Here is a 22,347-nt window from a genome sequence, read left to right as displayed (position 1 = left end):
GGGGCACTCGGCACGGCACCTCTCCGCACGGGTGCAAAGGCCACGATGCTCCGCATCGAGACCTTCGCCCCCGCACGCCGATGCACCGCACCGAGCACCTCCTCGCTACAGCGCTGGATCGCCAGACAGGGCCTCGTCGGGGCGGTCGCGTTGGTGCTGTCGGTGACACTGGCGGCGTGTGGATCGGAGCGAGCCGATGACAGCGGTACGCCGTCGTCCGGGCGGACCGCGGTGGCGGGTGCGGACAAGCTCGAGGCGTGCCCGGCCGCGCCCTCGAAGCCGCCGGTCAGCAACGGACTGCCGGACGTCAGCCTGCCGTGCCTCGGTTCCGGCCCCGATGTCCGGCTCGCCGACCTGCGGGGGCCGCTGGTGATCAACGTGTGGGCGCAGTGGTGCGGACCGTGCCGCGACGAGGCGCCGTACCTGGCCGCGCTCGCGAAGTCGGGCAAGGTGTCGATGCTCGGGATCGACTACGACGACCCGCGGCCGGAGCTTGCGGTCACCTTCGCGAGCGAGGAAGGCCTGGCGTACCCGCACGTCGTCGACCGGGACAAGGCGATCCAGCGCGCGCTGAAGGTCGGCGGCCCGCCGTTGACGGTCTTCGTCGACGGCGACGGCGCTGTCGCGTACGTGCACCGCGGCGTACTCACCTCCCAGCAGCAACTCGACCAGCTGGTCAAGGACAAGCTGGGGGTTTCCCCATGATCTTCGCCGACGTAGGGATCCCGGACTGGCTGCGACCGTTGGCCAAGGCGTCCGAGGATGTGGACCCGAACGTGCTGTCCCGGTTCCTGCCGCCGGACGACCCGTCGGTGCGCAAGTCCGCCGTCCTGATCCTGCTTGCCGAGGGCAACGATGGTCCGGAGGTGCTGCTCACCGAGCGGGCCTGGACGCTGCGCAAGCACGCCGGGCAGATGGCGTTCCCGGGCGGCGGCGCGGACCCGGAGGACGGCACCGGCGACAGCGGTCTGGTCCGGACGGCGCTGCGGGAGGCCGAGGAGGAGACCGGCCTGGACCCGGACGGTGTGGTGCCGTTCGGGATCTGGCCGGCGCTGTGGGTGCCGGTGAGCAACTTCGGCGTGTCGCCGGTGCTGGCCTGGTGGCGGGAGCCGTCGCCGGTCGCGGTCGTCGACCCGGCCGAGGTCGCGTCCGTGCACGAGGTGCCGATCAGCGCGCTCGCCGACCCGGCGAACCGGATCAGCTGCCTGCACCCGAGCGGCTTCACCGGCCCGGCGTTCACGATCGGCAACCTCTACATCTGGGGCTTCACGGCCGGTCTGCTCGACAAAATGCTGCAGCTCGGCGGTTGGTACCGCGACTGGGACCCTTCGCACGTCGTACCGTTGCCCGACCGGCTGGTCGAGGCGGCCTGGCGGAGCGAGGGGCGACGGCCGGCGGACGTTCGCCGGATGACAGCGATCGAGCACGACCTCGGCCATACGCAGGGTCCGGAGCCGGAAGGTGTGGAGTGAGCAAGCTCGACTGGGCGTTGCTGATCGTCACCGCGCTGGTGGCGATCTCGGGATACATCGAGGGTTTCGTGCTGGGCGCCTGCGCCACCGTCGGCCTGCTGGCCGGCGCCGCGCTCGGGGTCTGGGGCGTGCCGAAGGTCCTGGACAACTTCTCACCGAGCGTGTCGGTGTCGTTCGCGGCGCTGGTGCTCGTCGTCCTGCTCGCCTCGATCGGGCGAACGCTCGGCGCCCTGATCGGGTCGCGGGTCAGAAACAAGCTGTCCTGGAAGCCGATCCGGTTCCTGGACGCGCTCGGCGGCGCCGCGCTGGCGGCCGCGTCGGTGCTGATCGTCGCCTGGGTGCTCGGTGTCGCGGTGAGCGGCGCGCGGATCCCGAGCGTGACGTCGGCGGTCCGCGGTTCGCAGGTGCTGGCCAAGACCGACGAAGTCCTGCCGGACAGCGCCGACCGCGCGCTGCAGTCGTTCAACGACGTGGTGAACACAGACCTGTTCCCGCGGTTCCTCGACCCGTTCGTCCCGGAGCGGATCCGGGAGACCCAGCCGCCGGACAGCGGGATCGCCCGGCAGCAGTCCGTCCGGGACGCGTACAGCCGGATCGCCAAGGTCACCGGCGTCGCCAGCTGCTCGCGCGGACTCGAGGGCAGCGGCTTCGTGTATGCGCCGAAGCGGGTGATGACGAACGCGCACGTCGTCGCCGGGGTCAGCTCGCCGCAGGTCGAGGTGGGCGGCAAGAAGTACGACGCCAAGGTCGTGGTGTTCGACCCGGAGACCGACATCGCGGTGCTGTACGTGAAGGACCTGAGCGAGTCGGTGAAGCCGCTGGCGTTCGACCTCACCGGCAAGGCCGACGACCCGGCGGTCGTGCTCGGCTACCCGGAGAACGGTCCGTTCGACTCCGAGCCGGCCCGGATCCGCTCCGAGGAACGGCTCCGCGGCCCGGACATCTACGGTGACAAGACGGTCACCCGCGAAGCGTTCTCGATCTGGGCCTCGGTCCGCCCGGGCAACTCCGGCGGCCCGTTGCTGTCCGCGAAGGGCGTCGTGTACGGCGTGGTGTTCGCGGCCTCGGTCGAGGACAACCGCACCGGCTACGTCCTCACCGCGCAACAGGTCGCGGCCGACGCCCGCGCCGGCGCCGGGGCCACACAAGAGGTCTCCACCCAATCCTGCACGTGATGCAGCACCTTCCGCCGGTCGCCGCATTGAAGAGGTGTGACGGTGACTTCGCTGGACGACGTGGTGCGCTCGACGGAGCATCGGCTGCTGCGCCTGGCACTGATGTTGTCCGGGAGCAGACACAACGCTGAGGACCTGGTCCAGAGCGTGCTGGCCCGGGCCCACCGGCAGTGGGAGCGGATCGGCGGGCTCGAGCATCCCGGGGCGTACCTGCGGACCATGGTGGTCAACGAGTACCTCGGGTGGCGGCGCCTGCTGAAGAACCGCGAAGTACCGCTGGCCGAGCCGATCGACCGTCCGGCGGACTTCGACCTCGGCGCCCGGCAGGCGCAGCGCGACGCCACCTGGCGGTTGCTCACGCGGTTGCCGCGCAAGCAGCGCGCGGTCCTGGTCCTGCGGTACTACGAGGACCTTGCGGACTCCGACATCGCCGAGATCCTCGGCGTGAGCCCCGGCACCGTCCGCTCGAACGCCGCCCGCGCGCTGGCGACCCTGCGCGACCATCTGTCCGCCGAGGAGGCGAACTGACATGCCCAAGCTGACCGACGACGACCTCGGCGAGCTCCTCCGCGAAACCTTCACCGACCACGAGCACCTGGCCGACCACCTCGCCGACCCTCTGCCCGAGGCAACCAAGCGCCACCGCATCGCACCGGTGCTGCTCGCCGCGGCCGCCGTACTGGCGGTCCTCGCCGGTGCCCTGTACGGCGTCAGCCGGGTCGGAGCTGCCGACCAGGCACCGCCGGCAGCGACTCCGACGCCTACGCGGACCGCGTCGGACGACGCGCTGATCTGGACGGCTTCGATCGAGACCTTGCTTCGGTCCGTGAAACCCGGCTCCGGCGCCTGGCGGTCGGTGATCGTGGTGAACCAGTCCGACGATGGGACGAACCACTTCCCCAAGGGACCGCCGATCTCCGCGGACCAGCAGGAGATGATGACCTACCTGATGCGCAGGATCGCGCCGCTCCAGTTCCGCGAGAAACTCTCGCCGGCGCCGCCGACGTGCCAGGACAACCGGGTCGGAGTGGTGCTGATCTCGGAAATGGTCGACAAGGGCGACCACGTCGAAGTCCGGGTGAATCTCTTCCACGACTGCAACCACGGGTCGAACGCGACGTACCGCGTCGAGCACCGGGGCCCGAGCTGGGTGGTCACTGCGACTTTGTCGACGACTTCGGCGAGCTGGTAGCGCGCAGCCAGTCGAGCAACACGCGGTTGAAGGTCTCCGGCGTTTCCTCGTGCGGGAAGTGGCCGGCGGTGGTGATGAGTTCGTGGCGGAGCGGTGCGCTGACCAGGTCCGGGGGTGTGGTCGCGGTGGGGGACACCGCGGCGTCCTGAGCGCCTTGGAGTTGCAGGACCGGTACGGCGACCGGTGTGCGCATCTTCGCGGAGTACTTCCGCCCGTCCGGACGCAAGCGGGACCGGGCGAACCAGCGGTGGTACTCGAGCGCACAGTGCGGTGCCGGCCAGACCTGGAGCGCGGCCCGGTAGCGGCGCGATGCCTCCGCGTCGGGGAACGTCCCGCGCGGCGCGGCCCAGGCGCGGAGCAGTCGCTCGATATGGATCCCGTCGTGGGCGAGCAGCCGGCGCTCGGGCAGGATCGGCAGCTGGAACCACGCGCTCCGCGTCAACGCCCTCGTCTGCCCGGACCGGGTCAGCAGCAACGGGTGCGGCGCCGACACGGCTGCCAGTCCACGGACCTGGCGCGGCGTCAGGACGGCGGCCGACCAGCCGATGAACCCGCCCCACCCGTGCCCGACCAGCACGGCATCCGTCGCGCCGAGCGAGCGGATCACCCCGGACACGTCCGCCGCCGCGGTGTACGGGTCGTAGCCGCGCGGCGTCTTGTCGCTGGCGCCGTACCCGCGCAGGTCCATCGCCACCGCGCGGAATCCGGCTGCCGCGACGACCGGCAGCTGATGCCGCCAGGCCCACCAGAACTCGGGGAAGCCGTGCAGAAACACGACGAGCGGATCGTCCGCCGCGCCGCACTCCGCGACGTGGAACCGGGCCCCGTTGGCCGCGACCAGCGAGTGCGACCAGGGGCCGTCGACCAGCAGGTCGACGACTCCCGCCGGGCTCAGCGCCGTACGCCTGGCTCGGGCAGGGCCGGGTGCTCCTCGGTGCCCTTGCCGATGGCCTTGAGGACCTCGACCGACTCCTTCGCGCTGTCGATCGTGCGCTGCGGACCCTTCGCGCTCTTCAGCGCACGCATGCCGACCAGCACCAGGATCACGCCGATCAGTAGGTATGCGCCGGCGACGATCAGGAACGCGATGGCCGGGTGCAAGCCGGCCGCGGTGAGCCCGAACGCCGCGGCGATGCTCAGCAGGATGATCGCGAGCAGCGCGAGGAACGCGGCCGCAGCGAACATCCCGGCTCCGGTCCCGGCCGCTGCCGCGGTCTTCTTCAGCTCGGTCTTCGCCAGCTCCACCTCGCTGCGGACCAGGCTGGACAGGTCCTTGCTGACGTTCGCGACCAGCTGACCGACCGTGGGCTCGTCCCCGTTCTGTCCCATCGACATCGCAACTCCTTCCCACACGTCCCTGGCCCCGACACTACCGGCAGTACCGCGGTCAATCGGCGTACGCGCGGTTTCGGCGAGCCAGCAACAGCGACGCGATCAGTGCGGCGGCCACCGAGGCGATCAGGACGGCGGCCTTCGCACGCTCGACCTGGGCAGCGTCCGACCCGAACGCGAGCTGCGCGATCAGCAGCGCGACCGTGAAGCCGATTCCGGCCAGCACCGACACCGCGCCGACGTCGCGCCAGGCCAGATCGGAGTTCAGCTCGGCGCGGGTGAAGCGCGCGGTCAGCCACGATCCGCCGAACACCCCGATCGACTTCCCGGCCAGCAGCCCGGCGGCCACGCCGATCGCGACCGGGTCGGTCAGCAGTTGCCGTACGGCGCTGCCGCTCAACGTCACCCCGGCGGCGAACAGCGCGAACAGCGGTACGGCGACGCCCGCGGACCAGGGCCGCAGGCGGTGCTCGATCCGCTCGGCCGGCGCATGCTCCTCACCGGGATCGGCGACCACGCGGGTCACCAGGCCGAGCGCGACGCCGGCGATCGTGGCGTGGATGCCCGACTCGTGCATGAACCACCAGGCCGCGAGCGCGATCGGCACGTACAGGAACGGCGTACGGACGCGGCGGCGCTGGAGCAGGTACCACAGGGCGATCAGGGCGATCGCGGCGAGCAGCGGGAGCAGGTGGAATCCGTGCGAGAAGAACACGGCGATCACCAGGATCGCGCCGAAGTCGTCGACCACCGCCAGCGTCAGCAGGAACGCCCGCAGCGCGCTCGGCAGCGACGACCCGACGATCGCCAGGACGGCGAGCGCGAAAGCGATATCTGTCGCTGTCGGCACAGCCCAGCCCTGCGGTCTGCCGTCGTCCGCGACCAGGTTGACGGCCAGATAGATGATTGCCGGAAGCACCATTCCGGCGATCGCCGCGACCACCGGCACGACCGCCTCGTTGAGCTTCGACAGCGTGCCGACGACCAGTTCGCGCTTGAGCTCGACGCCGGCCAGGTAGAAGAACAGCGTCAGCGCTCCGTCGGACGCCCAGGCCTCGACGGTCAGCGGGCCGAGCTTCGTGTCGCTGAGGTGGTGGTACGCGTCCTGCCAGGGGGAGTTCGCCCAGACCAGCGCGACCACCGTGGCCGCGAGCAACAGCAGGCCGCCGGTCGTCTCGGCGCGCAACGTCTCGGCGAGGAACGCCCGCTCGCGCCCGAGGATGCGGGGGAAGGCGCGCTTCTTCTGCCGGATCCGAGGGTGCTGGCTCATGTCGGCCCTTCGTTTTCGGGGTCGGTCGGACGGACGCCGACCAGACTTCCCGGCACACCCTGCCGAGGATTTTACCCGGTGATCCGCGCGGCCAGCGCCTCGAAATCCGGAACGACGTGATCCGGCGTGCTGAACACCGTCGGGTACGGCGTTTTCCGCCGGTCGACGTAGAAGCCCTGGAGGCCGGCGCGCTGCGCGCCGTCGATGTCCCACGGGTGGACCGCGGCGAGGCCCATGCGGTCGACGGGTACGCCGCAGACCTCGGCGGCGTGCCGGTAGGCGTCCGGGTGCGGTTTCCAGCGCTGCGGCGCCGAGACGTCGAGCCGGTGCTCGAGGAACGGCAGGATTCCGCCGTTTCTGAATACGTTTTCCGACATCGCGGCCGCGCCGTTGGTGAGCGTGACGATCCGGACGCCGGCGTCGTGGATCTGCCGCAGCCCCGGTGCGACGTCCGCGTGCAGCGGCAGCCGGGTGAACCCGGAAAGCACGTTCTGGATCATTTCCGCATCCGGTTCGATCCCGGCGCCGACGAGCTGGTCCGTCAGCAGGTCGGCGGCCACGTCGCGGAAAGCGGCGTACGCGTCGACCGCGGTCAGCGCGAACCCGTCCCGCAGGATCGCCGCGAACCATGCGTCGAGGCCGTGCCGCGGCAGCCCGGCCGCCGCGAACCCGTCCCGCAGCGGCTCCATGTCGGTCAGGGTCTCGTTGACGTCGAGCACCAGCACGTCGATCATCACGACTCCTCGCTATCTTGGATCGGTCGTTCCAAGATATGATGCCGGGTATGCCGGATGTCAAACATTTCGACGAGGCGGAAGCGCTGGCCGCGGTCGAGCAGCTGTTCTGGCGCCGCGGGAGCGCGGCGACCGGGATCCAGGACGTGGTCGCCGCGACCGGGCTGAGCCGGTCGAGTCTGTACAACGCGTTCGGCGGCAAGGACGACCTGTATGCGGCGGCGGCGCGCCGGTACCTGGAGCACAGGTCCCGGCCGATGTTCGACCGGCTGGCCGCCGACGGTCGTGGCCTCGCGGCCGTGCGGGCGTTCTTCGACCAGCTGCTGCGGTTGCGGTGCGCGGGCGAGTACGCCGGCTGGGGCTGCATGATGGCGAACGCGAACGCCGAGAACCCGCCCGACGCCGTACGGGCGGTCCTGTCCGAGCACCACGCCGTGCTGCGGGATGCGCTGGCCGCCGCACTGAAGGTTGCTCAGAGCAACGGGGAGTTGCGCTCCGGGGTCGAGCTCGCGGGCGCGGCCGAGATGCTGACGCTGCTCGCGTACGCGGTGAACCTGCGCTCGCGGTCCGGTGCGACGCGGGCGCAACTGCGGTCCGCGGTCACCGCGGCACTGGACGCGCTCGCCGCCTGATCAGGCGGTCCAGACGCGCGGGTCCGGCCCCTTCGGGACGATGCCGGTCGGGTTGATGCTGTCGTGGGTGACGTAGTAGTGCCGCTTGATCTGGTCGAAGTCGACGGTCTCGCCGAAGCCGGGCAGCCCGTACAGGCGGCGCGCGTACGCCCACAGGTTCGGGAACTCGGTGAGCTTCTGCCGGTTGCACTTGAAATGCCCGTGGTACACCGCGTCGAAGCGGACCAGCGTCGTGAACAGCCGCACGTCCACCTCGCGGAGCGTGTCGCCGAGCAGGTACTCGCGGTCCTTCAAGCGATCCTCGAGGACGTCGAGCCTCGCGAACAGCGCGTCGTACGCCGCCTCGTACGCCTCCTGGCTGGTTGCGAAACCGCAGCGGTACACGCCGTTGTTCACGTCCCGGTAGATCTCGTCGATCAGCTGGTCCATCTCCGCCCGGTCGTCGGGGATCAGCCGCGGCGCGCCGGCCCGGTGGAAGTCGGTCCACTCCGTGGAGAGGTCGAGCGTGATCTGCGGGTAGTCGTTGGTGACGACCACGCCCGTCGTCGTGTCGACGATCGCGGGCACGGTCACGCGGCCGTCGTACGACGGATCCGTGCGCAGGTACGCCTCGGACAGGTACTCGATGCCCAGCACCGGATCGCGACCGTCCGCGTCGAGCGTGAACCGCCAGCCGCGGTCGTCGCGGATCGGGTCCACGACCGCGAGGCCGATCGCGTCCTCGAGGCCGAGCAGCCGGCGCACGATGATCGACCGATGCGCCCACGGGCAGGCCAGGCTGACGACCAGCCGGTACCGCCCCGGCTCGACCGGCCAGCGGCCCTGGCCGTCCGGTCCTTCGCCGGGCGCCGCGGTGGAGTCCCGGGTGATGCGGCCGGTGAATCTGTTGCCCTGGCGTTTCCATTCGCCGGTCGACGACGTCTCCTGTACGAACTGTCCCGGGGTCATAGCGCTAAAACTACCCCCGCTGTGAATTGCCTGGGGCCGTGAGCCGTCACTGGCCGTGAGGCGGCACCGGACGTTACAGTCGGGCTGACTAGGTCGTCCGCGACAACGCGGTCACGGGCGGCCTGCGCGGTACGACCCCACCGCGGCCCGTGTCCCCGGCAACCGGTTTGCCGGGCAGATTCCCAGGGATACTGACCTCATGGCCCGCCCACGGAACAACCCCGGCGACCTCGCCGAGCTCCCCACCGAGCTGCGGCCCGATCGCCCGAAGGGTGACCAGATCCGCGAGATTCTGGAGAACCTCACCCGCTCGCTGGCCGTCGGCACCGTGCTGCCGTCCGAACGTGTTCTCGCCGAACGCTTCGGCGTCGCCCGGATGACCGTCCGGCAGGAGGTCGACCGCGTCGTGGCCGAAGGCCTGGCCAACCGCCGCCCCGGCGGCGGCACCTTCGTCGCCGAGCCGCGCCCGTCCCGGATGCTCGCGTCGTCGTTCAGCCAGGACATGGTCAACCGCGGCATCAAGCCCGGCGCCAAGGTCCTCGAACACCGCGTCGGCGCCGCCGACGAACACCTCGCCCGCGAGCTCGAGGAACCGATCGGCACGCCGGTCCTGCACCTGGTCCGGCTGCGCACCGCCGACGGCGACCCGATGGCGATCGAGCGCACCGCCCTGTCCCTGCACCGCTACCCCGGCCTCGACGAGATCGACTTCGCCGAGAAGTCCCTCTACACCGAGCTCTCCACCCGGTACGGCGTGACGCTCGGCATGGTCTCGGCCTCCATCGTCGCCGCCCCACCCGAACCGGGCGACGCCGAACTCCTCGAGATCGACAGCACCACCCCCTGCCTGATCATCACCTCGGCCCCCCGCACCGCCACCGACCAGGTCATCGAATTCGGCCGCTCCGTCTACCGCTCCGACCGCTACGACATCACCGTCGCCTACCGCGCGACCTGACCCCGGCTCAGCGCCGGACTTCTAGTTGCTGTACCTCGGACAAGCAACGGGGACCTTGAACAAGCAATGCCTTGTCTCCAGACCCCAGCTGGTGTCCAACGTTCCTCGGCTCTGTCCCCAGTTCTTGGCAGCACGGTCCGCTCGCCGCGGGCGCGCGCTGAGTAGTCGCGCGGGGGGCGACCGCACGCCAGCTCTCGGGCTACACGTTCAGGCTGCGGAGGACATTCGGCGGTTGGCCGCGGTCTGTCAGGCGGGTTACTACTTCTACTGTCAGGGCCTGGAGGAGTAGGGCGCCTACCAGGGTTGAGGTGGCGCCGGTGGGTTCTGGGGTGCCGGGGACCTCGATGAGGGCGTCGCCTGGTTCGCCGCAGTTGTCGAGGACGACGTCGGCGGTTTCGAAGAGGCGTTGGCCGCCGGGGGCTCGGGATGTCACCGCATTGGAGTGGGCCAGGGAGGTCAGCGCGATCACCTGGACGCCGCGCGCACGGGCACCCAGGGCGAACTCGACGGGTACGGCGTTCCGGCCGGAGTTGGACGCGATCAGGACAACGTCGCCGGCGGCCAGCGGGTTGATCTCGAGCAGGACGTCGGCGAGGCCGGGGAGTCGTTCGAGGAGTGAGCTCTTCTGCAGGCCCTCGTGCAGCATCAGCCCCGGCTCGAGGATCGCGCGTACGTCGGCCAGCCCACCGGCGCGCCCGTACAGTTCCTCGGCCAGCGCGTGGCTGTGCCCGGTCCCGAAAACCCAGAACGTCTTCCCGCCGGCAAGCGCGTCGGCGACCAGCCCGGCCGCCACCCGGATCGCCCCCAGTTGTGTGTCGGCCGCCCGCTGCGCGATCGCCAACGCCTTGCCCAAGTACTCCTCGGCCCCAGCCATGCCCCGAACCTATCGTCCGCACGCCGGCCCGCGCCAGGCACCCGTCTAGACCACTACCTTGGCGCGGGTGGTGCGGTTGGCTGGTGGTGGTTGCCGGACCTGGGGCACTCACCAACCCTGGTTGTTGGGTGGTCCATGCGCGGAGCTGAGCGTGCGGGGACGTGTGGTGTTCCGGTTGGTGTGTGACCCAGGTCCGCTTTGCTGGGGCTAAGCGACAACTCCGATCGCCTCGCGGTGGTGCTCCGGATGGTCCACCTCGTCGACGAGGGCGACTGCGAAGTCGGCGTACGAGATCAGGTCCTGCGCGTCCGCCGGCGCCACCCGGTAGCTGCCCTTGCGGGACGGGTCCGCGTGGTTGAAGTCGCCGGTGGGTGCGAGTGACGCCCAGTCGAGTGACGAGGCAACGAAGATGTCCAGCGCCGCCTGATGGGCGAGGAAGAACGAGCGGTACCCGGTCGGATACCCACCGGTGTCCATCAGCAACGTCCCGTCGGCGGTCGGCAGGATCGACGCCAGCCCGACCCATACGAGCCGGGACACGCCGGCCTTCTCCAGCCCTTCCACAAGGGCCCGAGCCGTCGCCGGGAAGAACTCGCCCGGGTCACTCCCGCCGTCATACACACCGGCGATCACCGCGTCGTACCCGGCGGCCAGGCCGGCGATCCGGCCCGCGTCCGTCACGTCCCCCGCAATCAGCTCACCCTCCGCCGTACGGGCGACCCCGAGCACGTCGTGCCCGCGCTCCCGCGCCTCCGCGACCGCCGCCGCGCCCGCCCGTCCACGGGCTCCGATCACCAGAATCTTGCTCACCGCAACCTCCTCCTCCGAAACAGGTACGGCGACCGTAGAAGGGGGTGTGGTTACCGATTGGATACCTTGGGAGGCATGGAGGCGCTGCGAGCGGACATGTTCGAGGAGATCTGCCCGTCGACGGTGCTGCCGTTCCGGATCGGCAGCGACAAATGGGCGGGTCTGGTGCTGAGGTGCCTGGAGGACGGCCCGCGCCGGTACTCCGAGCTGCGGGTCCCGCTCGCCCGGATCAGCCCGAAGATGCTCACCCAGTCGCTCCGCAACCTCGAGCGCGACGGGTTCGTCAGCAGGGCGCAGGACGAACGACGGGTCACCTACGAGCTCACCGCTCTGGGTCGCAGCCTGCTCGGTCCGCTGCGCGCGTTCTGCGACTGGGCCGAGGATCACTGGGACGAGCTTCTGGACGCCCGCGAATCGTAGGTAGTGCCAACGCTGGCGACGAACCGGTCAGCGCTTAGACTGCGCGGGTGGATGAGCAGACTCCGACCGCCCTGACCCAACTGCCGAGCTGGCTGCTGACCCAGAGTGCGGCCCAGGCGCACCGGGTCGTCACCGAGTCGTTCGCGGCCGGCGGCGCGCGGGCGTACCACTTCCGCCTGCTCGCGACGCTGGTCGAGTTCGGGCCGGCCAGTCAGGCCGAGCTCGGCCGGCGCAGCTCGATCGACCGCAGCGATGTGGTTGCCGCGCTCAACGAACTGGAGGCGGACGGGTACGTCGAGCGCAGCCCGGACCCGGAGGACGGCCGCCGCAACGTCATCACGATCACCACGGCCGGCAAGCGCCAGTACCGGCGGCTGACGAATCTGGTCGGCAAGGCGCAGGAGGAGATCTTCGCGCCGCTGTCGGCCACGGACCGTACCCGGCTGACCACGATCCTCGGCAAGCTCCTGGCCTACCACCAGGCCTAGGCCCTAGTACGTCGGCAGCTGCGCGCGGGCGGCCTTCTGGGTCCGGCGGACGCGCAGCTCGCGGGCGTGCACCCGGCGGCGCGCGGCCCAGGAGATCTTCCGGCGTTCCTCGGTGGCGAGAGTCGGCGTCTGGGCGTTCGGCTGCATCGGGTTCACATCAAGTCCGATGCACGCCCGGGCGGTTTGGTTCCGCCGTACACCGGAATTCCCGGGCCGCCCGTCCTCCGGCGCGGCCTGTTCGGCGCAGATTCGGACCGGCTCGGCGATACGCCGGTTCCCGTGGCGGGGTCGGCGTTGGTAGAAAGGTAACCGGGCGCTCCAGCGCGCCGAAGCCAGCGAGGAGGAGTCGTCGACGTGACGAATGCAGAGCCATCCCAGTCCGAGGCACTGTCGAACCTGATGCACGAGGAGCGCCGGTTCGACCCGCCCGCCGAGCTGGCCGCCAGCGCGAACCTGAAGGCCGACGCCTACGACCGGGCCGCGGCCGACTTCGAGGGGTTCTGGGCCGAGCAGGCGAAGCGGCTGACCTGGGCGACCGAGCCGACCGAGACGCTGGACTGGAGCAACCCGCCGTTCGCCAAGTGGTACGCCGACGGCAAGCTGAACGCGGCGTACAACTGTGTCGACCGGCACGTCGAGAACGGCCTCGGCGACAAGATCGCCTACTACTTCGAGGGCGAGCCCGGTGACACCCGCGAGATCACCTACGCCCAGCTCAAGGACGAGGTCAGCAAGGCGGCCAACGCGCTGCTCGAGCTGAACGTCCGGCCCGGTGACATCGTCGCGATCTACATGCCGATGATTCCCGAGACCGTGGTCGCGATGCTCGCCTGCGCCCGGATCGGCGCTCCGCACACGGTCATCTTCGGCGGCTTCTCGTCCGAGGCGCTCAAGGACCGGATCCTGGACTGCGACGCGCGCGTCGTGATCACCTCGGACGGCGGCTACCGCCGCGGCGCGCCGGCGGCGCTGAAGCCGGCCGTCGACGCCGCGCTGGCGGACTGCCCCGACGTGCGCAACGTGGTCGTGGTGAAGCGCACCGGCCGGGAGACCGCCATGGTCGAGGGTCGCGACCTCTGGTGGGAGGACTTCGTCGGCAAGCAGTCGGCCGAGCACACGCCGGAGGCGTTCGACGCCGAGCACCCGCTGTACGTGATGTACACGTCCGGCAGCACGGGCAAGCCGAAGGGCATCCTGCACACCACGGGCGGCTACCTGGTCGGGACGTCGTACACGCAGTGGGGTGTGTTCGACCTGAAGCCGGACACCGACGTCTACTGGACCGCGGCCGACATCGGCTGGGTCACCGGCCACAGCTACATCGTGTACGGCGCACTGGCGAACGCGACCACCTCGGTGCTGTACGAAGGCACGCCGGACACGCCGCACCAGGGCCGCTGGTGGGAGATCGTCCAGAAGTACAAGGTCTCGATCCTGTACTGCGCGCCGACCGCGATCCGGACGTTCATGAAGTGGGGCGCCGAGATCCCGGCGAAGTTCGACCTGTCCTCGCTGCGCGTGATCGGGTCGGTCGGCGAGCCGATCAACCCGGAGGCGTACGTCTGGTACCGCGAGCACATCGGCGGGAGCAAGGCGCCGGTCGTCGACACCTGGTGGCAGACCGAGACCGGGATGCACATGATCTCGCCGCTGCCGGGCGTGACCGCCGGTAAGCCGGGCGCCGCGATGAAGGCGATCCCGGGCGTGAGCGTCGACGTCGTCGACGACGCGGGCAACCCGGTGCCGAACGGGTCCGGCGGCTACCTGGTCATCACCAAGCCGTGGCCGGCCATGCTCCGGACGCTGTGGGGCGACGACCAGCGGTTCGTCGACACGTACTGGTCGCGCTGGCCGGGCGTGTACTTCGCCGGTGACGGCGCGAAGAAGGACGAGGACGGCGATCTCTGGCTGCTCGGCCGGGTCGACGACGTGATGAACGTCTCCGGCCACCGGCTCTCGACGACCGAGATCGAGTCCGCGCTCGTCTCGCACCCGAAGGTCGCCGAGGCCGCCGTGGTCGGCGCGTCCGACCCGACGACCGGTCAGGCGATCGCCGCGTTCGTCATCCTGCGCTCGGAGGCCGGCGACGGCGGTCCGGACGTGGTGCAGGAGCTCCGCAACCACGTCGCCAAGGAGATCGGCCCGATCGCGAAGCCGCGGCAGATCATGGTCGTCTCGGAGCTGCCGAAGACGCGCTCCGGCAAGATCATGCGCCGGCTGCTCCGCGACGTGGCCGAGAACCGCGAGGTCGGCGACGTCACGACGCTCGCCGACTCCACGGTGATGGACCTGATCAAGACCAACCTGGAGGCCGGCAAGTCCGACGAGGACTGACAACTCGCAGACAACAGGCCCCCGGGTCCCGGGGGCCTGTTGTTGTCAGAGGAACGACGCCAGCTGCTCGAGGGCGGTCACCTCGGGCGGTGGGAACGCGGCGGATGGGCCGTTCGGGCCTTCCTCGGGACGGCGCAGGTAGCGGTCGACGAAGCGCTGCGTCGTGGTCAGGACGTCGGCGCACTGGGCGGCGGTGAACTTGCCGTCCCGCACAGCCTCACCCAGTTCGTCGAGGTCGAGGATCTGATAGCGATCCACCGCGGGCGGGATCAGGAAGTCGACGTACAGGTCGTGCACGATCAAGTCGGCGTCGGTGCGCTCGATCTCCACCAGGTCGACGTACCACCAGCCCTCGACCGGTCCCTCGAAGACGGCGGGCTTGGTCAGCTGCACCCCTTCGCCGAGCAGCAGATAACTCCGATCGACGGTCGGTCGGCCCGGCACCTGGTACTGCGGGAGGATCCGCACGTCGTACGCGACGACCTCTCCGATCTGTCGGGCCGGACACCACTGCCCGGACCGGTGCAGGACCCTCATGCCGGCCGGGCGCGGAAAATGATGATTCCGACGTGCTCCGAGAGCCATTCCTGCTTCTGCGGATAACGCTCTTTGTTCTCGTCGGACAGTTGCGGTTCGAGGATGTGCTCGACCCGGAAACCGCTGTCGGTCAGCGCGTTGTGGATGCTGGAGAACGTGTCCGTCCTGTGCGTGATGGTGATGTCCGGATTCCACCGCGACGGGTACGAGTACGGGCCGACCGTGTGATACGCGTCTCCCAGCGCGATCCCCTCCTGCGCGGAGCGCTCTACCGCCCAGCGGATCGGGTGCGCCATCGAGACCACCAGCACGCCGTCGTCGGCGATCAGGGACCGCACGGCGCGAAGGGTTCTGCCGCGGTCCTGGGCGTAGGCGAGCGACTGCAGGAACAGGACGACGTCGAACCGGCGGCCGTCCAGCGCGGAGATCTCGTCGAGGGTCGACAGGTCGCCGGGGACCAGAGTCACGTCGGCGCCGTCGGGTGGGGTCAGGAACTGGCCGCCGACGTCCACGCCGACCGCCGAGGCGGCGCCGTGCTCGCGGACGAGTTCGATCGTCTTCTCGCCGTTGCCGCAGCCGATGTCCAGCACGGCGCGGCCGTCGACGGGGCCGATCAGGGAGCGTTGCGCGTCCCATTCCATCAAGTGGTCGAGTGAGTCGTCGCGGGCCCGGGATCGTTCGTAGTCGGTGGTCAATGTTTGCCAGGGGTCCATGCCGCGAGGCTATAGAGGTCTGGCCCCTGGCGAGGACTATTTTCGGGGCATGACGGCCGTGCTTGCGATCATCCATGCCGGGCTGGCTGCGGCCTGGGTCGGCGGGATGGCGTACTCGTTGTTCGTGGTGCAGCCGAAATTGAAGAAGTACTTCGGACCCGACCGGGACGGTCGCGAGACGCTGACCGCGGTGATTGCCTCGGGCAACAGGTGGAAGGTGATCGGCCTGATCGCCGTCATCGCGCTCACCGGTGGCGGTCTGCTCCTGATCAACCAGGACGACTGGCAGCTCCATGCCGTCAAGGGACTGCTCCTGCTGATCGCCACCGGGATCTTCTGGTACGTCTCCTGGCGGCACTGGCCGCAGCGCATCTTCGCGACCACGGCCGAGCTGCCGAAGCTGCAGTCACGGTTGGTGACACTGGCGACCGCGATGCTCGGACTGGCCGGTACAGCATTCGCTCTGGGAGTGCTCGCCGCACACCTGTGAAAAGCGGCGCACCGTAGCGTGCGCATTCCGTCGCGGATCGTGGGTAGTTTGACCTGGTGACCCGCCCTGTTCATCCTCCGACAGACCCCGCCGAGCAACCTGCGACGTACGGCGAGGTCTTCGGTGTGGCCGAGTTCCGCTGGCTGTGGCTGGCGCAGCTGGGCTCGGTGATCGGGGACCAGCTGGCCCGGGTCGCCCTCGCCGTGCTCGTCTTCGACCGGACCGGCTCGGCCGGGCTGTCCGCGGTCACCTACGCGCTGACCTTCCTGCCCGACATCGTCGGCGGCCCGCTGCTGTCCGGCCTGGCCGACCGGTATCCGCGCCGCCGGGTGATGATCTGCTGCGACATCCTGCGGGCGTTGCTGCTCGCTGCGATGGCGATCCCCGGCACCTCGTTGTGGATCCTGTGCGTCCTGCTGGTCGCGGTGCAGCTGCTCGCCTCACCCTTCCAGTCCGCGCGGGCGGCCCTGCTGCCGTCGATCCTGACCGGCGACAAGTTCGTCCTGGCCAGTTCGGTGACCAACATCACCGCGCAGGCGGCCCAGCTGGCCGGGTTCGTGACCGGTGGCACGCTGGTGGCGGCCTTCGGCGTCGAGAAGGCGCTGCTGGCCGACGCGGCCACGTTCGCGTTGTCCGTGCTGCTGCTGAAACTCGGCGTCCGGGAGCGCCCGCTGCCGCAGTCGGCCGACGCGCGTCCGGGCTGGTGGGAGTCGTTGTCGGCGGGCGCGGGGCTCGTCTGGAGCGACCGGCGGCTGCGCTACCTCGTCGCGCTGGCCTGTGTCGCGGGTTTCTACGTGAGCGTCGAGGGACTCGCCGCGCCGTACGCCGCGGCGGTCGGCGGCGGACCGATCGCCGTCGGGATCCTGCTGGCCGCGAATCCGGCCGGCCAGATGGTCGGCATGCTGCTGCTGACGCGTGCCGCACCGGCTCGGCGGCTCACGCTGATGGGGCCGCTGGCGATCGGGTCCTGTGCACCGCTGATCGGCTGCGTCGTCCAGCCCGGGCTGTGGGCGACCGTCGTGTTGTGGATGCTCTCCGGACTGTGTGCGTCGTACCAGCTCGCCGCCAGCGCGGCCTTCGTGATGAACGTCCCCGACGCACAGCGCGGCCAGGCGTTCGGCCTGGCGCGCACTGCGCTGATCGTCTCCCAGGGAGTCGGAGTGCTCACTGCCGGGGCGGCGGCAGATCGGTGGTCGCCGGGTTTGGTGGTGGCGACCGCCGGTATTGTCGGTGTGCTCGTCGCAGCGGGCGCGGCGTACGGATACGCCGGCGCTACGCGACAACCGGCATGAGTGGTCACCAGTCGTTGTTCTGCATGGCGGCGGCCTCCTCTCGCGGAATCCGGGCGAGGTAAAACCAGAGAAGCCATGACAATGCGTGCACATCGCGGCTACTCTGTGACAAGGACCGACTGTGAGGCGGGGGTCTTTTTCATGAGTATCCGGCATCGGCTGGCGCACCGTCGCCTGCGCCGGCGTCAGGACGCGGCGTGGAGCCCGACCAAATGGGCGTTGTGGTCGCTGCCGCGCACGGTGCTGGGCTACGTTCTGGCGGTCGAGCTCATCACCGCGGTCGTCGTTGCTTCGACGTTCGACCTGGTCGCGGTCACGTCCGGTGACTGGATCCGGCTGCTGGTGCTGGCCGCCGGATCGGCGATCCACATCGAGGCCGCCCGCGACATCGAGCGGCTGCGCAAGGTCGGCGCCGAAGGCATTCCGTACACGAACCTGAAGGGGATGTGGACCTTCGCCGGCGTCCTCATCCTGCCGCCGCCGCTCGCGGCCGCGCTGATCGTCAGCACCTACGTCCACTCCTGGCTGCGGGTACGCCGGGTTCCGCCGTACCGCTCGGTCTTCACCGCGACGACTGTGGTGCTGGCCGGAGCCGCCGGTGCCGTCGCGCTGGCGGCGATCCGCCCCGGCGTCTATCCCGGCTATCCGGGCGGTCCGCTCGGACTCGTCGCCGTCGTGACGGCCGGTCTGGCGTACTGGTTCGTGAACTTCGCGCTGGTCGCGGGCGCGATCATGCTGTCGAACCCGGACTCCCCGGGGCGCAACGCCATCGGCAAGCTCTCGGAGCAGCTGATCGTGGCCGGCTCGCTCGGGCTGGGCGTGGCCACCGCCGCCTTGCTGCTCAGCCAACCGTGGGCCGTCGCGGTCCTGCTGCTGACCATCCTCGGCCTGCACCGGGCGCTCCTGGTCGAGCAGTTCCAGGCGGCGTCGCGCACCGATCCCAAGACCGGCCTGGCGAATGCCGCGTTCTGGCACGAGATCGCCCGCCGCGAGTTCGCCGGCGCCGAGCGCACCAGCTCCCGGCTCGGCGTGCTGTATCTCGACCTCGACCACTTCAAGGCCATCAACGACACCTTCGGTCACATGGCCGGTGACGAGGCCCTGAAGGCGGTCGCCGCCGAGCTGCGCCAGGAAGTCCGTGACAACGACCTGGTCGGGCGGCTCGGCGGCGAGGAGTTCGTGATCCTGCTGCCGCAGACGTCCGCGGCCGACACCGCGCTGGCCGCCGAGCGGATCCGGCGCCGGGTGGCCGGCCTGGCGGTCACGATCCCGACCCCGAACGGGCCCGTCCTGTGCGAGACGATCACGTGTTCGATCGGCGCCGCGACGTACCCGGAGTCCGGCACCAGCCTCGACGAGCTCCAGATGGCGGCCGATCTGGCCATGTACCAGGCCAAGGACGCCGGGCGGAACTGCGTGGTCTCGGCACCGGCCAACGGCGGCGAGCTGCCCGCGTCCTGACTCCCCGGGCTCCTGCGCGGTAGGTGATGTTTGGATGCCTGTGCCAGGATTGCGCTTCCCGACGGAGGTGATCACGATGGCGCAGGAAGCATTGCAGCTGCTGGTCAGCATGCACCGGATCGTCAGGCACCTGCGCCGCAGCAGGACCACCACGCTGCTGCATCCGACGCAGTTCCTGGCGTTGATGCTGATCGCCGACGAGCAGCCGATCCGGATCGGTGAGATCGCCGCGCGCGTCCCGTGCTCCCAGCCGACCGCGACCACCACGGTCGCGGCGCTGGAGGAGTCAGGCCTCGTCCGGCGGGAACCGGACCCGGTCGACGGCCGGGCGACCGCGGTGGTGCTCACCGAGGCGGGCGCCCAGACCGTCGCGGCGTCCGGCCGTCAGGCCGCGGACGAGCTCGCCAAGCTCCTTGACCGTCTCGACGAGTCCGACCGGGCCCTCGTTCTGCAGGCAGGCACGATCCTGAATCGCGTGACCGACGGGCTCTAACGCAGCCCTGGTACGACAGTCACCGTGTACGGCGGGGTGCCGGGCGCGACGTCCAGCTGGCTGTTCACCCACAGCAGCCGGCCGCGGTCGCGGGCGATCGTCGTCGGGGTCGCACCGGCCGCGCCGGGCCCCGAGTCCGCGACCAGCGTCGCCTGGGTGAGGTCGTCGTTCAGCATCGCGAGCCGGGTCACGTACTTCCCGCCGCCGGCGTTGTGGACGGCGTACAGCCGGTGTCCTTCGAGGAGGTAGCCGTCGCCGGACAGGATGCCGTTCGGGACGTCCAGGACCGTCACCTGCCGGCTGCGCAGGTCGATCCGGTACGTGACGTCCTGCCCCTGCTCGCCGACCAGGAGGACGCGGCCGTCGGTGACGATCCCGTTCAGGAAGTACGGCGTCGGCTGGATCCGGTCGCGGGTGATCCACGGTTCGAGCTCGCCGAGACCGTCGCGGGTCAGCGGCGCCCTCCAGATCTGGTTGTGCGCCGAGTCGGTCACGTAGACGGCGTCGCCGGCGATCGTGAAGTCGTTGAGGAACGAGCCGTCGGCAGCCTTTCGTACGCCGAGCAGCCGGCCGCGGGCGTCGTACAGGAAGAGTTTCGACGTGCTCGCCCCGGCGACCAGGACCCGGCCCCAGCGGTCCAGGTGGATGCCGGTGGCCGAGGTCCGTCCGTCGCTGCCGGCCTTGAGGAACGGGCTGAGGCGGGACGAGCGGGTGGTGCCGCGGTACACGGCGCCGGTGGCGACGCTGGTCACGTACATCGTGCCGCCGGGCGTGACCGCGATTCCCTCGAGGTTCTCGCCGGGCGTGGTCGAGACGACGTACTCGGTCGGGCGATGGACGGGACCGGCCTGTGCGGAGACCGCCGGGGTGGCCGCGGCCAGGGCCAGGACGGTGAGGACTGCGAGACGTTTCATCGGGCCAGCGTGGGATCGTACGACGGCCGGCGGCGACCGGATTCGGCCTGGGCCGAAGAGGTCTGGGCGGGAGACCCGGCGGCCGTCACAATCGGGGAATGATCCGGGTCCATTTCACCGCGTCGGACCTCGGCCGGGTCACGTTCCCGGCCGAGCCGCACCCGCTGTGGGAGGCCGCGCTCGCGGCCCGGGCGCTCGGGGACCGGTCGATCTCACCGGCCGCGCGACGCTGGCGACGTACGGCGGCACCGCGGGTGCAAGGGTCGATGCGCCCGCTGTTCAAGCTGATCTCGCCGGGCGGGTTGTTCCCGGACTTCCTGGTCCCGGACGTGCCGGGGCCCGATCTGGACTCGGCGGTCGAGGCCTTGCTGGATACGCCGGCTGATGTCATCCGGGGCGAGTTGGAGCCATGGTTGCCGCCGGACATCGACCGGTACATGCGGGGGTTGCTGGACGGACGCGCCGGATCGCGGCGGGCGCTGGGGGCGGCGGTCCGGGACTTTCATCGGCAGGTGCTGGTGCCGTCGTCGGCTGAACTGCAACGGCGGTATGGCGCCGACCTGGGAGTCCGGTCGCGCGCGGTCCTGCACGGCGGGACCGATGCGTTGCTGTCCTCGCTGCATCCGGACGTCGAGTGGTCGACGCCGGTACTGACGACGTACGGCCCCGAGGACGACGGCATCGCGGACATCCACCTCGAGGGCCGCGGGCTGCAGCTGTATCCGTCGCCGCTGGTGTCTAGCTGCCTCGCGATGGACGCACCCGGCCGCCGCCCCGTCCTCGTCTACCCCTGCACCGGACTGACCGAGCCGACCCTCGACGCCACCGACGCCCTGGCAGACCTCCTGGGCCGCACGAGAGCCGCCGTACTCCGCTCCCTCACCCACCCCGCCACCACAACCCAACTGTCCCGCCGCGTCGGCATCTCCCTAGCCTCCACCTCAGGACACACCCGAGTACTCCGCACAGCCGGCCTCATCACCACCCACCGAACCCAAGGCACCGCCCTCCACGCCTTGACCCCCATCGCCCACAACCTCCTCACCGGGGCATCCAGGGGCATCCAGGGGCAGATACCGAAATCCGCCCCGAACGCCTGATTCCCGGGCTACAGTTGTCCTGCCGAGGGACACGAGTCCCCCGGAAGTGAACCCGGCAGCTCACCGGACGGTGGACGAGCCGGGTTTCGCGCTGTTCAGAGGTCTTTCAGGTGACAGAACGGTGCGACCGCCCGCCTCCAGTCACCTCCTCGCATCCAGCTCCACGCGACGGCGTCCGGTACCCAGAGCAATGGATCGGCCTTGGCGACGAGCACGTCCCATCGCAGAGTCTCGTGGCACCCGTAGCGACGCGCCGCTTCCCGGAGCCACCGGCGATCGTGTTCGTAGGTCGACTCCTCCATTTCGACCACGAGCCGTTCGGTCGTCGGCGTGCAATCCCGGACGATCGCCTCCAGGCATCTGCGCCTGTCCGCGTGCGACTCGCCGACCGTCCGATAGAGATCCACGACCAGATGGAAGTCCGCAACGACGTCGAGGATCTGCTTCCTCCGGGCCGGCTTCTCGTGGTTGAAGTGCAGGCGTTCCTGACCCGGCAGGAGGAGCGCTCTGAGCGCCTTGCGGTTGACTGCGACATCGCCGGCCGGGCAGCGTGCGGCTGCCATCAGGAGGCCTCGGGACTTGGTCTCGTCGACGAACACGTGGATCGGCATTTCCCCGCCCTGTTGAGTGGCAAGGCATGAGCTTCACACGTGGAACGGCGGTTGCCCGGGTGTGACACCGGGGCATCCCGGGGCATCGTGGGGCAGA

General features: G+C 70.1%; 27 protein-coding genes. 15 read left to right on the top strand and 12 right to left on the bottom strand.

Features of this window, described 5'->3' with window-relative positions:
* Positions 1-45: 45 nt before the first annotated feature.
* The 5 genes from AB0I12_RS40745 to AB0I12_RS40725 are packed head-to-tail and all read left to right on the top strand — an operon-like array spanning position 46 to position 3,839.
* Positions 46-705 carry a TlpA disulfide reductase family protein gene (locus AB0I12_RS40745; RefSeq protein WP_359941267.1) on the top strand — a complete coding sequence of 220 codons (660 nt, stop codon included), beginning with the start codon at positions 46-48 and terminating at the stop codon, positions 703-705.
* Positions 702-1,472 carry a CoA pyrophosphatase gene (locus AB0I12_RS40740; RefSeq protein ID WP_359941264.1) on the top strand — a complete coding sequence of 257 codons (771 nt, stop codon included), beginning with the start codon at positions 702-704 and terminating at the stop codon, positions 1,470-1,472. The genes AB0I12_RS40745 and AB0I12_RS40740 overlap by 4 nt, the downstream gene beginning before the upstream one ends.
* On the top strand, positions 1,469-2,647 hold the full coding sequence (locus tag AB0I12_RS40735; RefSeq protein ID WP_359941261.1) for a MarP family serine protease: 1,179 nt from the start codon (positions 1,469-1,471) through the stop codon (positions 2,645-2,647). Before AB0I12_RS40740 ends, AB0I12_RS40735 begins: the two co-directional genes overlap by 4 nt.
* 42 nt (positions 2,648-2,689) lie before the next feature.
* A complete protein-coding gene (locus tag AB0I12_RS40730; protein WP_359941258.1) occupies positions 2,690-3,175 on the top strand; it encodes a SigE family RNA polymerase sigma factor in 486 nt (161 codons plus the stop codon).
* Position 3,176: 1 nt separating this feature from the next.
* Positions 3,177-3,839: a hypothetical protein gene (locus AB0I12_RS40725; protein ID WP_359941255.1), complete on the top strand. Its 663-nt coding sequence runs from the start codon at positions 3,177-3,179 to the stop codon at positions 3,837-3,839.
* On the opposite strand, the gene AB0I12_RS40720 is transcribed toward AB0I12_RS40725, so the two are convergent.
* The 4 genes from AB0I12_RS40720 to AB0I12_RS40705 form a co-directional block, all read right to left on the bottom strand.
* Positions 3,802-4,614, bottom strand: a complete 813-nt coding sequence (locus tag AB0I12_RS40720) for an alpha/beta hydrolase (RefSeq protein ID WP_359941252.1) — start codon at positions 4,612-4,614, stop codon at positions 3,802-3,804. The two genes, AB0I12_RS40725 and AB0I12_RS40720, sit on opposite strands and share 38 nt — an antisense overlap.
* A 116-nt stretch (positions 4,615-4,730) precedes the next feature.
* On the bottom strand, positions 4,731-5,174 hold the full coding sequence (locus tag AB0I12_RS40715) for a phage holin family protein (RefSeq protein ID WP_359941250.1): 444 nt from the start codon (positions 5,172-5,174) through the stop codon (positions 4,731-4,733).
* A gap of 52 nt (positions 5,175-5,226) precedes the next feature.
* Positions 5,227-6,441, bottom strand: a complete 1,215-nt coding sequence (nhaA, locus tag AB0I12_RS40710; protein WP_359941247.1) for a Na+/H+ antiporter NhaA — start codon at positions 6,439-6,441, stop codon at positions 5,227-5,229.
* Between the two features lie 71 nt (positions 6,442-6,512).
* Positions 6,513-7,175 carry a haloacid dehalogenase type II gene (locus AB0I12_RS40705; protein WP_359941244.1) on the bottom strand — a complete coding sequence of 221 codons (663 nt, stop codon included), beginning with the start codon at positions 7,173-7,175 and terminating at the stop codon, positions 6,513-6,515.
* 50 nt (positions 7,176-7,225) lie between these two features.
* Here AB0I12_RS40705 and AB0I12_RS40700 point away from each other — a divergent pair, with 50 nt between their 5' ends.
* Positions 7,226-7,807, top strand: coding sequence for a TetR/AcrR family transcriptional regulator (locus AB0I12_RS40700; RefSeq protein WP_359941241.1), 582 nt, complete (start codon positions 7,226-7,228; stop codon positions 7,805-7,807).
* Here AB0I12_RS40700 and AB0I12_RS40695 read toward each other — a convergent pair whose 3' ends face one another.
* On the bottom strand, positions 7,808-8,755 hold the full coding sequence (locus AB0I12_RS40695) for a glutathione S-transferase C-terminal domain-containing protein (protein ID WP_359941238.1): 948 nt from the start codon (positions 8,753-8,755) through the stop codon (positions 7,808-7,810).
* Between the two features lie 199 nt (positions 8,756-8,954).
* On the opposite strand from AB0I12_RS40695, the gene AB0I12_RS40690 reads away from it, so the two are divergent.
* A complete protein-coding gene (locus AB0I12_RS40690) occupies positions 8,955-9,713 on the top strand; it encodes a GntR family transcriptional regulator (RefSeq protein ID WP_359941235.1) in 759 nt (252 codons plus the stop codon).
* 199 nt (positions 9,714-9,912) lie between these two features.
* On the opposite strand, the gene AB0I12_RS40685 is transcribed toward AB0I12_RS40690, so the two are convergent.
* Both AB0I12_RS40685 and AB0I12_RS40680 read right to left on the bottom strand, forming a co-directional pair.
* Positions 9,913-10,587, bottom strand: coding sequence for an SIS domain-containing protein (locus tag AB0I12_RS40685; protein WP_359941232.1), 675 nt, complete (start codon positions 10,585-10,587; stop codon positions 9,913-9,915).
* A gap of 207 nt (positions 10,588-10,794) precedes the next feature.
* Entirely contained in the window at positions 10,795-11,397 is a 603-nt protein-coding gene (locus tag AB0I12_RS40680; protein WP_359941230.1) for an NAD(P)H-binding protein, read from the bottom strand.
* A 75-nt stretch (positions 11,398-11,472) separates the two neighbouring features.
* On the opposite strand from AB0I12_RS40680, the gene AB0I12_RS40675 reads away from it, so the two are divergent.
* Positions 11,473-11,817 (top strand): helix-turn-helix domain-containing protein, encoded by a 345-nt coding sequence (locus AB0I12_RS40675; RefSeq protein WP_359941227.1) that lies wholly within the window; start codon positions 11,473-11,475, stop codon positions 11,815-11,817.
* 47 nt (positions 11,818-11,864) lie between these two features.
* Positions 11,865-12,305 (top strand): MarR family transcriptional regulator, encoded by a 441-nt coding sequence (locus AB0I12_RS40670; protein ID WP_359941224.1) that lies wholly within the window; start codon positions 11,865-11,867, stop codon positions 12,303-12,305.
* A 3-nt stretch (positions 12,306-12,308) separates the two neighbouring features.
* Here AB0I12_RS40670 and AB0I12_RS40665 read toward each other — a convergent pair whose 3' ends face one another.
* Positions 12,309-12,452 (bottom strand): hypothetical protein, encoded by a 144-nt coding sequence (locus AB0I12_RS40665; RefSeq protein ID WP_359941221.1) that lies wholly within the window; start codon positions 12,450-12,452, stop codon positions 12,309-12,311.
* 252 nt (positions 12,453-12,704) lie between these two features.
* Between AB0I12_RS40665 and acs the strand changes: the two genes are divergently transcribed.
* A complete protein-coding gene (acs, locus tag AB0I12_RS40660; protein ID WP_359941395.1) occupies positions 12,705-14,639 on the top strand; it encodes an acetate--CoA ligase in 1,935 nt (644 codons plus the stop codon).
* 45 nt (positions 14,640-14,684) lie between these two features.
* Here the strand turns inward: acs and AB0I12_RS40655 are convergent, their stop codons facing one another.
* Together AB0I12_RS40655 and AB0I12_RS40650 are read right to left on the bottom strand one after the other, a co-directional pair.
* Positions 14,685-15,176: a DUF402 domain-containing protein gene (locus AB0I12_RS40655; protein WP_359941218.1), complete on the bottom strand. Its 492-nt coding sequence runs from the start codon at positions 15,174-15,176 to the stop codon at positions 14,685-14,687.
* The gene (locus AB0I12_RS40650) at positions 15,173-15,889 is read right to left on the bottom strand and encodes a class I SAM-dependent methyltransferase (RefSeq protein ID WP_359941215.1); all 717 of its coding nucleotides are present in this window, start codon (positions 15,887-15,889) and stop codon (positions 15,173-15,175) included. Before AB0I12_RS40650 ends, AB0I12_RS40655 begins: the two co-directional genes overlap by 4 nt.
* A gap of 49 nt (positions 15,890-15,938) precedes the next feature.
* Between AB0I12_RS40650 and AB0I12_RS40645 the strand changes: the two genes are divergently transcribed.
* The 4 genes from AB0I12_RS40645 (at position 15,939) to AB0I12_RS40630 (ending at position 19,625) form a co-directional block, all read left to right on the top strand.
* Entirely contained in the window at positions 15,939-16,379 is a 441-nt protein-coding gene (locus AB0I12_RS40645) for a hypothetical protein (protein ID WP_359941212.1), read from the top strand.
* A 56-nt stretch (positions 16,380-16,435) separates the two neighbouring features.
* The gene (locus AB0I12_RS40640) at positions 16,436-17,671 is read left to right on the top strand and encodes an MFS transporter (RefSeq protein WP_359941209.1); all 1,236 of its coding nucleotides are present in this window, start codon (positions 16,436-16,438) and stop codon (positions 17,669-17,671) included.
* Between the two features lie 141 nt (positions 17,672-17,812).
* The gene (locus tag AB0I12_RS40635; protein ID WP_359941206.1) at positions 17,813-19,132 is read left to right on the top strand and encodes a GGDEF domain-containing protein; all 1,320 of its coding nucleotides are present in this window, start codon (positions 17,813-17,815) and stop codon (positions 19,130-19,132) included.
* 34 nt (positions 19,133-19,166) lie between these two features.
* Positions 19,167-19,625, top strand: a complete 459-nt coding sequence (locus tag AB0I12_RS40630) for a MarR family transcriptional regulator (protein ID WP_359941203.1) — start codon at positions 19,167-19,169, stop codon at positions 19,623-19,625.
* On the opposite strand, the gene AB0I12_RS40625 is transcribed toward AB0I12_RS40630, so the two are convergent.
* Positions 19,622-20,539, bottom strand: coding sequence for a superoxide dismutase (locus tag AB0I12_RS40625; protein WP_359941200.1), 918 nt, complete (start codon positions 20,537-20,539; stop codon positions 19,622-19,624). The genes AB0I12_RS40630 and AB0I12_RS40625 overlap by 4 nt on opposite strands.
* A gap of 98 nt (positions 20,540-20,637) precedes the next feature.
* On the opposite strand from AB0I12_RS40625, the gene AB0I12_RS40620 reads away from it, so the two are divergent.
* Positions 20,638-21,639, top strand: coding sequence for a winged helix-turn-helix domain-containing protein (locus tag AB0I12_RS40620; protein WP_359941197.1), 1,002 nt, complete (start codon positions 20,638-20,640; stop codon positions 21,637-21,639).
* 95 nt (positions 21,640-21,734) lie between these two features.
* Here AB0I12_RS40620 and AB0I12_RS40615 read toward each other — a convergent pair whose 3' ends face one another.
* The gene (locus AB0I12_RS40615) at positions 21,735-22,250 is read right to left on the bottom strand and encodes a hypothetical protein (RefSeq protein WP_359941194.1); all 516 of its coding nucleotides are present in this window, start codon (positions 22,248-22,250) and stop codon (positions 21,735-21,737) included.
* Between the last annotated feature and the right edge of the window lie 97 nt (positions 22,251-22,347).

Origin of the sequence: Kribbella sp. NPDC050459, assembly GCF_040655315.1 — a bacterium.
In the GTDB taxonomy this organism is placed as follows: Bacteria; Actinomycetota; Actinomycetes; order Propionibacteriales; family Kribbellaceae; genus Kribbella.
The sequence above is the reverse complement of the archived record's forward strand: the minus strand, read 5'-3'. Positions and strand labels throughout refer to the sequence as shown.